Source organism: Nocardiopsis sp. NPDC058631 (genome assembly GCF_042716955.1).
In the GTDB taxonomy this organism is placed as follows: domain Bacteria; phylum Actinomycetota; class Actinomycetes; order Streptosporangiales; family Streptosporangiaceae; genus Nocardiopsis.
This window is the reverse complement of the sequence record NZ_JBHXQY010000032.1, coordinates 46,327-59,769: the sequence shown is the minus strand read 5'-3', so window position 1 is coordinate 59,769 and position 13,443 is coordinate 46,327. Positions and strand designations below refer to the sequence as shown.

At 72.8% G+C, this 13,443-nt stretch carries 13 protein-coding genes; 7 read left to right on the top strand and 6 right to left on the bottom strand.

Features of this window, described 5'->3' with window-relative positions; genetic code table 11:
- Positions 1 to 165: 165 nt before the first annotated feature.
- Complete coding sequence (acs, locus tag ACFWTE_RS13390) at positions 166 to 2,136, bottom strand: acetate--CoA ligase (RefSeq protein WP_378779616.1); 1,971 nt, start codon at positions 2,134 to 2,136, stop codon at positions 166 to 168.
- 207 nt (positions 2,137 to 2,343) lie between these two features.
- Here acs and ACFWTE_RS13385 point away from each other — a divergent pair, with 207 nt between their 5' ends.
- From ACFWTE_RS13385 to ACFWTE_RS13365, 5 genes are all read left to right on the top strand, one after another.
- The gene (locus ACFWTE_RS13385) at positions 2,344 to 3,156 is read left to right on the top strand and encodes an oxidoreductase (protein ID WP_378779615.1); all 813 of its coding nucleotides are present in this window, start codon (positions 2,344 to 2,346) and stop codon (positions 3,154 to 3,156) included.
- Positions 3,157 to 4,071: 915 nt separating this feature from the next.
- Positions 4,072 to 5,196 (top strand): septum site-determining protein Ssd, encoded by a 1,125-nt coding sequence (gene ssd / locus ACFWTE_RS13380; protein ID WP_378779614.1) that lies wholly within the window; start codon positions 4,072 to 4,074, stop codon positions 5,194 to 5,196.
- On the top strand, positions 5,193 to 6,344 hold the full coding sequence (locus ACFWTE_RS13375) for a TadA family conjugal transfer-associated ATPase (RefSeq protein WP_378779613.1): 1,152 nt from the start codon (positions 5,193 to 5,195) through the stop codon (positions 6,342 to 6,344). The genes ssd and ACFWTE_RS13375 overlap by 4 nt, the downstream gene beginning before the upstream one ends.
- Positions 6,329 to 7,015, top strand: coding sequence for a type II secretion system F family protein (locus ACFWTE_RS13370; protein WP_378779612.1), 687 nt, complete (start codon positions 6,329 to 6,331; stop codon positions 7,013 to 7,015). The genes ACFWTE_RS13375 and ACFWTE_RS13370 overlap by 16 nt, the downstream gene beginning before the upstream one ends.
- A 148-nt stretch (positions 7,016 to 7,163) precedes the next feature.
- Positions 7,164 to 7,886 carry a type II secretion system F family protein gene (locus tag ACFWTE_RS13365; RefSeq protein WP_378779611.1) on the top strand — a complete coding sequence of 241 codons (723 nt, stop codon included), beginning with the start codon at positions 7,164 to 7,166 and terminating at the stop codon, positions 7,884 to 7,886.
- 302 nt (positions 7,887 to 8,188) lie between these two features.
- Here ACFWTE_RS13365 and ACFWTE_RS13360 read toward each other — a convergent pair whose 3' ends face one another.
- The 5 genes from ACFWTE_RS13360 to ACFWTE_RS13340 form a co-directional block, all read right to left on the bottom strand.
- On the bottom strand, positions 8,189 to 8,638 hold the full coding sequence (locus ACFWTE_RS13360) for a hypothetical protein (RefSeq protein ID WP_378779610.1): 450 nt from the start codon (positions 8,636 to 8,638) through the stop codon (positions 8,189 to 8,191).
- Positions 8,635 to 8,997 carry an Rv3654c family TadE-like protein gene (locus tag ACFWTE_RS13355; protein WP_378779609.1) on the bottom strand — a complete coding sequence of 121 codons (363 nt, stop codon included), beginning with the start codon at positions 8,995 to 8,997 and terminating at the stop codon, positions 8,635 to 8,637. Before ACFWTE_RS13355 ends, ACFWTE_RS13360 begins: the two co-directional genes overlap by 4 nt.
- A gap of 4 nt (positions 8,998 to 9,001) precedes the next feature.
- Entirely contained in the window at positions 9,002 to 9,355 is a 354-nt protein-coding gene (locus ACFWTE_RS13350) for a TadE family type IV pilus minor pilin (RefSeq protein ID WP_378779608.1), read from the bottom strand.
- Complete coding sequence (locus ACFWTE_RS13345) at positions 9,333 to 9,530, bottom strand: DUF4244 domain-containing protein (protein ID WP_378779607.1); 198 nt, start codon at positions 9,528 to 9,530, stop codon at positions 9,333 to 9,335. The genes ACFWTE_RS13350 and ACFWTE_RS13345 overlap by 23 nt, the downstream gene beginning before the upstream one ends.
- Before the next feature lie 303 nt (positions 9,531 to 9,833).
- On the bottom strand, positions 9,834 to 12,146 hold the full coding sequence (locus ACFWTE_RS13340; RefSeq protein WP_378779606.1) for a DEAD/DEAH box helicase: 2,313 nt from the start codon (positions 12,144 to 12,146) through the stop codon (positions 9,834 to 9,836).
- 234 nt (positions 12,147 to 12,380) lie between these two features.
- Between ACFWTE_RS13340 and ACFWTE_RS13335 the strand changes: the two genes are divergently transcribed.
- Both ACFWTE_RS13335 and ACFWTE_RS13330 read left to right on the top strand, forming a co-directional pair.
- A complete protein-coding gene (locus ACFWTE_RS13335) occupies positions 12,381 to 12,728 on the top strand; it encodes an STAS domain-containing protein (protein WP_159944311.1) in 348 nt (115 codons plus the stop codon).
- A 13-nt stretch (positions 12,729 to 12,741) separates the two neighbouring features.
- The gene (locus ACFWTE_RS13330) at positions 12,742 to 13,290 is read left to right on the top strand and encodes an ATP-binding protein (protein WP_378779605.1); all 549 of its coding nucleotides are present in this window, start codon (positions 12,742 to 12,744) and stop codon (positions 13,288 to 13,290) included.
- The last annotated feature ends 153 nt before the right edge of the window (positions 13,291 to 13,443 follow it).

Here is a 13,443-nt window from a genome sequence, read left to right as displayed (position 1 = left end):
CTCTCGGTTGACTCGGCGCTTGCGCCGATCGACGCGAGCGGCTGCCAGGCCATCTCTCGCAGGACGAGTAGCGCAGGTCAGCCCGGGTTCGGCTGTCCGAGCGCAGTCGGCGCGGCGAGAGGCAGCCTGGGTGACGCGAGCCCGCAATGATCCGCGGAACACGGGCTATCCGTCCTTGCGGGCGGACGGCAGCTGCTTGGCGATCACGTCCATGATGGAGGAGTCGGTGAGCGTGGAGGTGTCACCCACGGCGCGTTCCTCGGCGATGTCGCGCAGGAGGCGCCGCATGATCTTGCCGGAGCGGGTCTTGGGCAGCTCCGGCACCGCCAGGAGGCGGGCGGGCTTCGCAATCGGACCGAGTGAGGTGCCGACGTGGTTGCGGAGCTCCTGGACGAGTTCCTCCGGGACCTCCTCCCCGCCGTCGCGCAGGATCACGAAGCCGACGATGGCCTGCCCGGTGAGCTTGTCGGCGGCACCGACGACCGCGGCCTCGGCCACCCGCGGGTGTGCGACGAGCGCGGACTCGACCTCGGTGGTGGAGATGTTGTGGCCGGAGACGAGCATGACGTCGTCCACGCGGCCCAGGAGCCACATGTCGCCGTCCTCGTCCTTCTTCGCACCGTCACCGGGGAAGTAGAGGCCCTCGAAGCGCGACCAGTAGGTGTCCTCGTAGCGCTGGGGGTCTCCCCAGATGCCCCTGAGCATCGCGGGCCACGGTTCGCGGATGACGATGAACCCGCCGTCGCCGTCGGCCACCGACTTGCCCGTCTCGTCCACCACGTCGGCGACGATTCCCGGAAGGGCGCGCATGGCGGCACCGGGCTTTCCGGAGGTCACGCCGGGCAGGGGGCTGACCATGATGGCGCCGGTCTCGGTCTGCCACCAGGTGTCCACGACCGGCGTGCGGTTGCCGCCGATGTTCTCCCGGTACCACATGTACGCCTCGGGGTTGATGGGCTCTCCCACCGAACCGATGACGCGCAGACTGGACAGGTCGAACTCGGCGGGGATCTCGTCCCCCCACTTCATGAAGGTGCGGATCGCCGTGGGTGCCATGTAGGCGATGGTGACCTTGTACTTCTGGATGATCTCCCAGAAGCGCCCGCGGTGCGGCGTGTCGGGGGTTCCCTCGTACAGGACCGTGGTGGCGGCGTTGGCGAGCGGTCCGTACACGATGTAGGAGTGGCCGGTCACCCACCCGATGTCGGCGGCGCACCAGTAGACGTCGGTCTCGGGCTTGAGGTCGAACACTGCCCAGTGGGTGTAGGCCGCCTGGGTGAGGTAGCCGCCCGTGGTGTGCAGGATGCCCTTCGGCTTCGCCGTGGTGCCGCTGGTGTACATGATGTACAGCGGGTCCTCGGCGTCGTGCGCCTCGGGGGTGTGCTCGGTGCTCTGGGACTCCACGGCGTCGTGCCACCACACGTCGCGGTCGGTCCACTCGACGTCCTGGCCCGTGCGGCGCACGACGAGGACGTTCTCGACGGCGGGGCGGTCGGCGACCGCGCCGTCCACGGCGGGCTTGAGCGCGCTGGCCTTGCCGCGCCGGTAGCCGCCGTCCGCTGTCACGACCAGCTTGGCCTGGCTGTCGTCCAACCGCTGGCCGAGCGCGTCCACGGAGAAGCCGCCGAAGACGACCATGTGGACGGCGCCGATGCGGGCGCAGGCGAGCATCGCGACGACGGTCTCGGGGATCATCGGCATGTAGATGGCGACACGGTCACCCTTGCCGACACCGAGCTCGGTCATGGCGTTGGCCGCCTGGGAGACCATGTCCTTGAGTTCCGCGTAGGTGATGCTGCGGGTGTCGCCGGGCTCACCCTCCCAGTGGTAGGCGACCCGCTCGCCCAGTCCGTTGGCCACGTGGCGGTCCACGCAGTTGACGGAGGCGTTGATCTTGCCTCCGACGAACCACTTGGCGTACGGCGGGTCCCAGTCCAGGACGGTGTCCCAGGGGTGCTCCCACTGCAACCGGTGGGCCTGCTCCTCCCAGAAACCGAGACGGTCCTCGGCGGCCCGCTCGTAGGCCTCGGCCTTCACGTTGGCCTCGGCCGCGAGCTCGGGCGGCGGGGGGAAGCTCCGCGTCTCGTGGAGAAGGTTGGACAGTGTCTCCTGGCTCGCGGGAGTGCTGTCGGCCACTGTGATTCTCCTTACGTTGGCTGGTTCACACCCAATTAATCATGCGGTCCATACCGCGTGAACAGCCGGGGTGCAGCGCGTCGCCGGGGACCGGCGGGCGAGCGGCGAACGGACGGTGAACGGTCGCCGGTCTGCGACGAGCGGTCGCGGGGTCCGGGCCCGGTGGGAGTGGGCGGCCGGTGTTACCGGCGCGTAGTGTTGTTGTCCGTGAGCGAATCGACTTCTGCCTCCCCTTCCGACCCCCTGGCCCGGATCGCGGGCCTGCCCGGCGTGAGCGACGCGGTCGCCGAGACGCGGACCCTGGTCGACCGGCTGCTGGGGCACCGCATCCTGCGCCGCCGCAGCAGCGACGTGTCCATGGAGTCCGCGCTGCGCGGCGCGTGCGCGTCGGCGGCGCTTGAGGGCGCCGAGGTCTCGATGGAGGAGATCCGCGAGGGGCACGTGTACGACACGCGCATCAAGGGAGCCCTGCGGGTGTCCGGCGAACTGGGGACTCTCGTCGACACCTGGCCGAAGGCGCCCCGCCAGGCCCTGGCGCGTCTGCACACGCTCGCGGCGACCGAGGCGGTGTCGGACGACGCCCTGGGCCGCCCCCGGCTCGCCGGGGAACGCGTCGAGGACCCGTTGGAGCTGGGCCCGGCCCCCGCACCGGATGCGGCGCTCGCCCGCCTGGAGGGCCTGTACGCCCTGTTGGGCGCGCGCACGTCCGTCCCGGCGCTGGTGACGTCGGCGCTGGTGCACGGCGAGCTGATGGCGATCCGGCCGTTCGGCTGGGGCGACGGCCTTGTGGCGCGCGCGGCCGAGCGGCTGACCCTGGTGGAGAGGGGCCTGGACCCGAAGTCGCTGGTGCCGTCGGAACTCGGGCACCAGACGCTGCGGGACGAGTACGGTCCGGCCCTGCGCGGCTACATGGGCGGGACCCCCGAGGGTGTGGCCGAGTGGGTCGTCTACTGCTGCCGGGCGGTGCGCGCCGGAGCGCAGGACTCGCTGGCGACCTGTGAGGCCCTCAAACGGGGATGAACGCGGCGGGGAAGGGTTGAATCTTTAATCGTTCATTTATCAACCAACCGGGGCACAATCCACGGCGATCCGGGCGCACCCCTCTGCCCGTGAATGTTTCCACATTGCTACACACGCGTTCACACGCATGACGAACGGCGCCCCGCCTGTGTCTCGGGGCGCCGTCTCCGACACGGTCGACCGGGTTAGCAAGCGACCGTTTCCATAGTCTGACCAGGCAGTACATCCAGTTGCCGGGCCTAGACGGGCCACACGCGGCCGGGTGGTGCGTGGGTTCCCGGCTTCCGTGCCGGGGTGGTTCTCAACCACCCTCTGCTTTCTTTCTACTCCTGGGTCCAGCCCTCGGAAAGGTGGTTGACCCAACTTTTCTTCCTGGATTCCCGAACCAATACACAGCACCGCGTGGTAGCGTCTGTCCCGTCGTTGATCGACGGTTCGGTCCGATCCGCCCGAACTCCGCCGCACGCCCCATTCCGGGTCCCCTGTACCCGTTCTCCGGAAAACGTCGGCGCTCCCGGTCTTTCGGTGGCCGTGAGAGCAGGTCTCTCTGTAGGCCCTTCCGAGGGGCGGGCCCGGTTCTCCCCCCAGAACCGGAACTCGCGTGGTGGCTTTCGCTCCCCCTGCGGAGGCAGACCCCGCGTCCGCTCCACCCGCCTGTCGGGCGGGCATGCGTATTCGCCCCCGTGTACGCACCCCGCCCGCCAGGTGGGACCTCTCCGGCCTCCTCCGCACCGCACCGCGGCCGCTCGGCCCCCGGCTCTCCCCGCGCGATCCCCCGGCCGGATCCCTCGGGCCGTTCCGCCCCCCTCTGCGTTCCGAGCCCCTCCGAGGTTGTCCACAGCTTCGGATCGGGGCTTCTCTCGCGTCCTCCGGTCAGCGAAGGTCGAAGAAAGACCCCCGCCCCCGGAGGCCCCGATGGACCCCCGTCCCCGACCACTGATCGCGACCGCCGACCCCCTGCTCCTGGACGACCTGCTCAGGATCGCCACCGCCGCCGCCACCGAGGTCGCCGTCGCCCAGACCCCCGACCGTGCTCTGAGCCTGTGGCGGCACGCGCCGCTCGTGGTGGTCGGCGCCGAACTCCGCGCGTCCCTGAGCACCGCCGACCCTCCCCCGGGGCGCCACGTGTTCGTGGCGCGCGCATCCGACGACGCCGCCCCGGTGGGGAGGGAGGACCCCCTCCGGGAGGCCCCTGCCCGACGCGGGGGCGCTGCTGCCACCGACCGGGGCATGCTCCTCCTGCCCAGGGACGAGTCCGTCCTGGTGGGACTGCTCGCACGGGCGGCGTCGCCCACCGAGGCCCCGGCTCCCACCGTGTCGGTGATCGGGGGCTGCGGAGGCGCCGGGACCAGCCTCCTCGCGGTCGCGCTCGCCCTCGCCGGTGCCCGCGCCGGCCGGGACACCGCCCTCCTCGACGCCGACCCCCTCGGGTGCGGCCCCGACCTCTACCTCGGATGTGACAGCGCGCCCCCGCCCGCGCCGGAGCAGCGGACCGGTTGGGGGGACCTCGTACGACGTCGCGGCCGCGTGCGCTGGCAGGACCTGCGTGCGGGACTGCCCGGCACACCGGGGGTGTCGGTGCTGACCTGGTCGCGCGCCCCGGCTTCCGCCGTTCCGCTGCCGGTCGGCGCGGCGCGCTCCGCCCTGTCCAGCGCGCGGGACGGCGCCGACCTGGTGGTGGCCGACCTGCCCCGCGCGTTCGACCCGGCCACCGTCGTGTTCCTCAACCGCTCCGACCTGGTGCTCGTCGTCGTCCCGGCGGATGTGCCCTCGGTGGTGGCGGCGACCCGGGTGGTGTCCCGTCTGAGGGAGGAGGCCGCGGTGGTCCGGGTGGTGGTGCGCGGTGCCAGAGGGGACCTGAGCGCGGACGTGGTGGCGGCCTCCCTCGGCCTCGAACTCGGCGCCGACCTGCCGCAGGAACCACGGCTGGACCGGCTGCTGGCGGCCGGGGGCGTACCCGCGCGCCACCCGCGATCTCCGCTGGCCCGGTTCGCCGACCGCGTGGTGGCGGGCCTCCCCTCCCCGGAACCGGTCCGGTGAGCCCGCTCGTGGAGGCCGTGCGCAACCGGCTCGTGGCGTCCGGCGCCCCGGTGAGCCCCTCCAGCGTCGCGGCTGCGCTGCGGGCGGAGGGAGGCCTGCTGGGCGACACCGAGGTGCTGTCGATGACCCGGAGGCTGGCCGCCGACCTGTCCGGCGCGGGACCACTGGAAGAACTCATGACCCCTGGTGTCACCGACATCCTCGTCAACGGTCCCGACGAGGTGTGGGTGGACGACGGCGGCGGGCTGCGCCGGGCGGGGGTCCGGTTCGAGTCGGCGGACGCGGTGCGGCGACTCGCCCAGCGGCTGGCCGCGCAGGCGGGGCGGCGGCTGGACGCCGCCGTCCCCTACGTCGACGCCAGACTTCCCGGCGGCGCCAGGCTGCACGCGGTGCTGCCCCCGGTGTCACCCGCCGGGGCGTGCGTGTCCCTGCGCCTCCCGCCACGGCGGGTGTTCACCCTGGAGCGGCTGGCCGAGCACGGCACGGTCACCGATCGAGGCGCGGCCCTGCTGCGGGCACTCGTGGCGGCCCGCGTCGCCTTCCTGGTGAGCGGCGGGACGGGCACGGGCAAGACCACGCTCCTGTCGAGCCTGCTGTCCCTCGTGGACCCGGCCGAACGCCTGGTGCTCGCCGAGGACTCCCCCGAACTCCGGCCCGACCACCCGCACGTGGTGCGGCTCCAGACCCGCCCGGCCAACATCGAGGGCAGCGGTGAGGTGTCGCTGGAGGTCCTGGTGCGGCAGGCCCTGCGTATGCGCCCCGACCGGCTCGTGGTGGGTGAGGCCCGCGGGCCGGAGATCGTGTCCCTGCTCGGCGCGCTCAACACCGGGCACGAAGGTGGCGCGGGCACCCTGCACGCCAACGGTGCCGGGGACGTCCCCGCCAGGGTGGAGGCGCTCGGGTGCGGGGCCGGCCTGGACCGGGCCGCGGTGCACAGCCAGCTTGCCGCCACCAGGGTCATGATCGTGCACCTGGTGCGGGACGCCGGGAGCCGCCGCCTCGCCGAACTCCGTGTGCTGCGCCGCGACCCGGCCGGGTTCGTACGTGCGGTACCCGCGGTGTCCTTCGGCCGGGACGGGACCTCCCGGGAGCACTCGGGGGCCGAGGAGGTGGCGGCCAGGCTGGGCGACGGGTGGCGCGGGCGGTGACCGCGCTGGTGGTGTGCGCGGCGTGCGCGGGGCTCCTGGTTCTGCTGTTCGTGGCCCCGGAGACGCAGCGCACCCGGTTGGGAGCCGCACTGTCCCCCTCCCGGCGACCGGCGCGCCGTGCTGGTCCGCGGCCCCTGGTGCCGCGCCCCGGGGACGGCTCCGGGCACCGACGCGCGGTGATCGTGCTGTGCCGGGTCCTGGCCGCCGAACTGCGCGCAGGCCAGCCACCGGAGGAGGCGCTGCGGATATCGGCGGCCGAGGCCGGACCGCTGGTGGGGGCGGTGGCCGACGCGGAGTCGTTGCGCCGCGGGGCCGAGCGCGACCCGGACCTGTGGGCACTGGCCTACCTGGCCGTGTGCTGGGAGGTGGCCGCGGACACCGGGGCCGGCCTGGCGGAGGTGGTCGACGCGCTGGCCGTCAACCTCACCGAACAGGAGGAGCAGCGAGCCGAGGCGGAGGCGCGGACGAGTGGCCCGCGCACGACGGCGATCGTCCTCACGTGCCTGCCGGTGGCCGGGGTGCTCATGTCCTCCGGTCTCGGCGGGTCTCCGCTGGTGTTCCTGTTCACCACCCCGCTGGGAGCTGCTTGCCTGGTGTGCGGCGTGCTTCTGGACCTGGTGGGTTTCTGGTGGGCGCTGCGGATGCTGCGCTCCGCGACCGCTCCACCGTGACCGCACGCGGTGAAGGGGTGGGCCGCCCGGCGCCGGGCGGCAACGGGAGCGGAGGCGTCGGACGGCGGGGGTTCCGGCGCGGGAACGGCGCGGGGCGGGGCGGGGCGGGACTGGAGCGGGGACACGAGGCCCTACGGAGGGGGACGGAATGCTGACGGTGATCGCGGTGCTGTTCGGCGCCGCCGCGGTGTGGGTGTCGACGGGCGGGGGCTGCGGCCTCCGGACACGGTTGCCCGACACGGGCGGGGCCGACGGCCCGACCCGTCGGCCAGGGCTCCCGTTCCGGGCTCTGGCACTCACCCTGGCGGGTGTGTCCGCGGTGGCCGCGGCGGCCACCCTGTTCGGGCCGGTCGGCGGCGTCGTCGCGGTCGGGGGGTGCGCCGCCCTGGGGGTGCGTGCCCGACGTGCCGGCCACCGGGCGGAGCAGCTTCCGGTGACCTCCGAACTGCCCGTGGTGATCGGTCTGCTCTCCTCGGGGATCCGCGCGGGCGCGACCCTGCCGGTCTGCCTCACGGCGGTCTCCAGGGCCGCGCGCGGAAGGCTGGGCGAAGAACTGGGCGCGGTCGCCGACCAGTTGCGGTTGGGGGCCGACACGGCGTCGGCGTGGCGCCGTCCCGCGCTTCCCGCGCCACTGGCCGCGGTGGGGCGGGATCTGGCGCGGGCCGCCGACACCGGGGCACCGGTCGCGGACCTGGTGGACCGCCACGTCGCCGACCTGCGGCGGGCCCTGTCCACCCGGGCGACAGCGCGGGTGGAGCGGTTGGGGGTGCTGGTGGTCGCTCCCCTGGGCCTGTGCTTCCTTCCCGCGTTCGTGTTGATCGGTATCGTCCCGATGGCCGCCGAACTGCTGTCCCGAGCGTTGGGGGGCTGAACTCCGGGCGGTCTCCCGTGCGGACGCGGCGGGACCCTCCGGGAGGGGCGGCCGCAGCGGGGCCCTGCGGACCGGCCCGGCTCGGCCCGGGGCCGAGGGTGGGCATGGGGCGGACGAAGCCCGTGGGTGCGCGTGGGGGCCGTGTGGGGCGTCCCCTGGGAGCGGGTCGCGCCCACCGAAGGTGTCTTGGCGTCCGAAGCGCCACCGGCGCCCGGCCCGCGCACCCGCGGCCGTGTCCACGGCGTTCGGGCCCACGGCCGCGCCGTACGCGGGACACGGCCGGCGCAGCCTGGACAGACGGGTCAGCGACCCTCCCGGTCCTCGCCGCGGCGCCGCCGGCCGAGGTACGGGGTGGGGAAGCGCGGCCAGCCGACGGACAGGCGCATGGCCGGTACCGCGACGCACAGCAGCACCAGGATCGCGGTGGACGTGTGGCCGACGGCCCGAGCGGCGGTCGCGGCGGGGTGCGCGGCCTCCGCCGTGTAGTAGACGACGGGTTCGTCGACGGGCGACGGGGCCGCCACCGTGCGCGGACCGGAGGCGCCCGACGACTCCGCCCGACGCACGTCGGCGGGACGCGGAGCGGAGGGGCTCGCGGACGGGGACGCGCAGGGGGCGGGAACTTCGTCGTTTTCTTCGTGCGACGCGGGTTCGGTGGCGGCCGGGCAGGGCTGCGGGGCGTTGTCGTCCGCTTGGGGAGGGCCGCCCAGCAGGAGGGCGCACAGCAGCACGGAGACGGGGACGGGGCTCATGGCACTTCCTCGTTGGAGACGGCTTCGTGGACCGGTCCGGCGCGGGCGCGCGCCAGGACGTCACGGTCCACCAGTGAGGAGGGGACCGAGACCACCACCTCTGCGGTGGAGCCGGTGATGACGCAGGATTCGAGGGAGGCCTCGTTGGCCTCGGCGGTGCCCCGGGCCTGCGCGCAGGCGCGTTCCGTTCCTTGGACGAGCCCGGCGGCGGCCGCGAGCGCGGCGAGATCGGCGGCGGTGGTGGCGCGGTCACGGTCGAGCCGTGCCGTCGCCGTCACGAGGACGGCGAGGGTGACGAACCAGAGCAGGGCGCCCAGGCTCGCCCACCAGACGGTGGCGGAGCCGGAGTCGGAGTGCACGTGGTCAGCTCCCGGGTTCGAGGAGGACGGCGGCGCTGCCGTCCACCACGAGGGGTGACGCGATCGGACCGAGCCGGAGCTCGGCCCGTACGGTGACGCGGGCGGTGCCCCCGTCCTCGGACAGGTGGACGTCGGCGCCCCGGGGCGCGGCGGTCAGGGCCAGGTCCCGGGCCCGGTCGTCGTGCTCGCCCCGGGCGAGGGCCCGAGCCCCCACACGCGCGGCGTCGGCGCAGGCGAGCTGGGCCGACGCTGCCTGGACGGCACCGAAGGACACGGCGAGGACGAGCAGCAGGGAGGGCAGCGTGAGCGCCGCCTCCACGGTGACCGACCCGCGGTCAAAAACCCGAGCTGAGCGCATCGACCACGAGTGAGGTGAGGGCGTCCCTGACCTCGCCGCTGGTGATGATGACGTAGAGGACCCCGGCGAACGCGGCTCCGATGACCGCGCAGAGCGCGTACTCGGCGGTGGCCATCCCGTCGTCACCTCCGGGCCGTGCGGCGCAGCGGGGTGGCGTGCCTACGCGAGCGAACATGGGACCTCCCTGGTGAGGGGCGGACGGAGTGTCCGCTCCCATCTCCAGGTTCCGGCGGCCGGGGCCGTTGCGAAAGCCCCTTCCCCAGCCTGTGGAAAACCCTCGGGCCCGCCTCGCGCGGAGTTCGTGGGCTGTCGGCCCGACACGTCCGCCACCCCTGCCGGAGGCGGACCGCGGTTGCGCCCGGCCCCTGGGCGGCGCCGCGTCCGGGTCCGACGCGGAGCGGGGAGGCCGACCGGCCGTCCACAGCCTGTGGACAACCCTCGCCCGGCGTCAACCCCGGCGTCATCCCCGGGGCCGCTCTCAGGCTCCCGCCGCCCCCGGGCCGCCGTCCCCGCCGAGCACCTCGTCCAGGAGGCGCAGGGCGCCGGACTTGCTCAGGGGTTCGTTGCCGGTGCCGCACTTGGGCGACTGGATGCACGACGGGCACCCCTGGTCGCACTCGCAGTCGGCGATCGCGGCCCGGGTCGCGGTGAGCCACGCGCGCGCCGCGGAGTAGCCCCGCTCGGCGAAGCCCGCCCCTCCCTCGTACCCGTCGTACACGAACACCGTCAGCTTGCCCGTGTCGCCGTGGAGGGAGGTGGACACCCCGCCGATGTCCCAGCGGTCGCAGGTCGCCAGCAGCGGAAGTATGCCGATCGCGGCGTGCTCCGCCGCGTGCGCCGCGCCCAGCAGCCCCACGTCCTCCTTGCGCAGGCGCGTCTCCCCCTCCGCCGGCAGGGTCCACCACACCGCGCGGGTGTGGAGCGTCCGCTCGGGGAGTTCCAGCGACTGCTCCCCCAGGACCGAGCCCGTGCGCACGTCCCGCTTGAGGAACCCCACCACCTGGCGGACCACCTCCACCTCACCGAAGTACACGTTCGCGCCGCTCGGCCACGCCTCCTCGCGCAGGACCGAGCGCACGGTGATGTCGGTGGTGTCCCGCGCCCAGGTGCTGTACGGCGGTTCGGCGCCGTGGACCAGCGCGACGCCCTCGTCCAGGTCCAGGTCGTCCACCAGGTACGTGGAACCCTGGTGGAGGTACACAGCTCCCGGATGGACGGTGCCGTGCGAGGCGGCCTCGTCGATCTCACCGAGGAGCTGGCCGCTGGCGGTGTCCACGATCTGCACCGGAGGACCACCGGCCCCGCGAATATCGGCCAGGTCGCTTGCCCGTTCGTTGCTCGTCCAGAACCAGCCCCGTGGCCGCCTTCGCAGGAGTTTCCTCTCCACCAGATCGGCCAGGCGGTCCTCGGTGGTCTCCCCGAAGAGAGCGAAGTCGTCCTTCGTGATCGGCAGTTCCTGGGCCGCCGCACACAGGTGCGGACCCAGGATGTGAGGGTTTTCCGGGTCCAGGACGGTGGCCTCGACGGACCGGCCGAAAATGGCCTCCGGGTGGTGCGCGAGGTAGGTGTCCAACGGGTCGTCCCTGGCGATGAAGACCGCCAGGGCGTCCTCCCCGCGCCGCCCAGCGCGCCCGGCCTGCTGCCACAGGGACGCCAGGGTCCCCGGCCATCCCGCGATGAGCACCGCGTCCAACCCGCTGATGTCGACACCCAGCTCCAAGGCGTTGGTGCTCGCCAGCCCCAGGAGCTCCCCCGACCTCAGCGACTCCTCCAGCTGCCTCCGCTCGGAGGGCAGGTAGCCGCCGCGGTAGGCGGCCACCCTGGCGGCCAGATCGTGGTCGCCCCGCTCCGACAGAAGCCGCTGAGCGGTCAACGCGACCACCTCCGCCCCCTGCCGCGAACGCACGAACACCAGGGTGCGCACCCGGTCCCGGACCAGGTCGACGAGCATCTCCGCGGCCTGTGACGGAGCCGTCCGGCGGACCGGGGCGCCCTGCTCGCCGGTCAGGTCGGTGAGCTCCGGCTCCACCAGGGCGACGGACATCCCCGGACGCGGGGAGCCGTCCTCGCTGACCGCGGTGACGGGCACGCCGGTCAGCCGGGTGGCGCTCTCGGCGGGGCTGCCGGAGGTGGCCGAGGCCAGCACGAACACCGGTTCGGACCGATAGCGGGCGCAGATCCTGCGCAGCCTCCGCAGGATCTGGGCGACGTGCGACCCGAAGACCCCCCGGTACCGGTGCGCCTCGTCGACCACCACGTAGCGGAGCCTGCGCAGGAAGCGCGACCACGCCCCGTGGCGGGGCAGGATCCCGTGGTGGAGCATGTCCGGATTGGTCAGCACGTAGTTGCCGTGCTCGCGGACCCAGGAGCGCTCCTCGACGCTCGTGTCGCCGTCGTAGACGGCCGCTCGCATGTCCGAAAGGCCCAGGTCCGATATCCACCTCAACTGGTCCTGGGCGAGCGCCTTGGTGGGGGAGAGGTAGAGCACGGTTCCGCCTGTGTCGACCGCGTCCACAGCGGGCATGAGGAAGGCAAGCGACTTTCCCGAGGCGGTACCCGTGGCTATGATCACATCACGGCCCGAGCGTGCGAGGTCGGCGGCTTCAACCTGGTGGGACCACGGACGTGTGATTCCCCTTCCGGCGAGCCGTTCGACCAGGTGGGGGGCTGTCCACCCGGGCCACTCCCCGCTCACTCCCTCGTTACGGGCCACCTGCTCGATGTGGGTCACCTGCGGGTACCGGGTATCGTCACGCCACACACCGGGGAGCACGGGCTCCGATCGCCTCATCCGAGACCCCTCCTCACAGGCGCGTGTTCGGTAGTCACGGCGGCCTCCGACGAAGGGTGCCGCACTGGGACATCGGTTTCAGTGTGACATCCGGGGGAAGAGTGGCGCGGTGTCACGGTTTTTCTGTGCATCACAGGAAGACGCACTCAACACCCGTGGTTGAATGCGTGCTGGTGGGGTAACGCCCGGCAGAGATCATTCGCGATTTTTTCGCGGTTCGGCGCTGGAGGACTAGTGGACTTGAAGCTTGATCATTACACCGAGGGCGACACCGAGATCGTCGTCGTTGAGGGTGAGATCGATGTCTATACCGCGCCCCGGCTCCGCGAGCTGCTGATCGACCTGGTCAACAAGGGCAACTTCCACCTCGTGGTCAACATGGAGAAGGTGGAGTTCCTGGACTCGACGGGCCTCGGTGTGCTCGTGGGCGGGCTCAAGCGCGTCCGGGCGCACGACGGGACGCTCGACCTCGTCTGTACCCAGGAGCGCATCCTGAAGATCTTCCGGATCACCGGTCTGACCAAGGTCTTCGGTATCCACGGCTCGGTACAGGAAGCCATCGACAAGCGTTCAGCGAAGTAGCCCAGAGCGAGCGATGGCAACCATCACGCTCACGATCAGTGCGCTTCCCGCCCACGTGCGCACGGCACGGCTCATGGCCGCGACCGTGGCACGGCGGGCGGGTATCGCCGCCTCAGCGATCGACGAGATCAGGTTGGCGGTCGGTGAGGCGTGTTCCCGGGCGGTGGCCGCACACAAGCTGCACTGCCCCACACAGCCGATCCTGCTCCAACTGATCGATGGCAACGGGCCCGATCCGGGGTCGGACTCCCGCACCGACCCCACGAGCCTCACCCTGCGCGCCAACGGGAGCGCGACACAACGTTTCGAGGTCGTCGTCTCCGACCGTGCTCCCGCGAAGGACACGGTGGAGACCATCAACACGGCCATGCTGGACGGGCTCTTCCTCGACGGTGAGGACACTCCGCCCGGCGGAATCTCCGGGTTCTCCCCCGGCCTCGGCCTGGCGGTCATCACCGGTCTCGCCGACGAGGTGAAGATCGACCCCAGTGACAGGGGCACCGTCGTGCGTATGAGCTGGCCGTTGACGAACGAGCACGCGCCGGACCCCAGTTCCAACTAGGTCCGGGCACGGTCGACAGGCGTCGGTACGGGCGTCCTCCCACCGGGGAGGGCGCCCGTACGCGTGCGTGGGCCGGGCCGTGAGGCGTACGGAGGCCAGACGGCGCACCAGGCCCCGTACGCGTGCGGGGCCGGTGCGGCCGCAGGACCCGGA

Coding starts and splice junctions, on each gene's coding strand:
- ACFWTE_RS13340 (WP_378779606.1), bottom strand. CDS start 12,146: ATGAGGCGATCGGAGCCCGTGCTCCCCGGTGTGTGGCGTGACGATACC.
- ACFWTE_RS13330 (WP_378779605.1), top strand. CDS start 12,742: ATGGCAACCATCACGCTCACGATCAGTGCGCTTCCCGCCCACGTGCGC.
- ACFWTE_RS13350 (WP_378779608.1), bottom strand. CDS start 9,355: ATGCGCTCAGCTCGGGTTTTTGACCGCGGGTCGGTCACCGTGGAGGCG.
- ACFWTE_RS13360 (WP_378779610.1), bottom strand. CDS start 8,638: ATGAGCCCCGTCCCCGTCTCCGTGCTGCTGTGCGCCCTCCTGCTGGGC.
- ssd (WP_378779614.1), top strand. CDS start 4,072: ATGGACCCCCGTCCCCGACCACTGATCGCGACCGCCGACCCCCTGCTC.
- ACFWTE_RS13345 (WP_378779607.1), bottom strand. CDS start 9,530: ATGTTCGCTCGCGTAGGCACGCCACCCCGCTGCGCCGCACGGCCCGGA.
- ACFWTE_RS13365 (WP_378779611.1), top strand. CDS start 7,164: ATGCTGACGGTGATCGCGGTGCTGTTCGGCGCCGCCGCGGTGTGGGTG.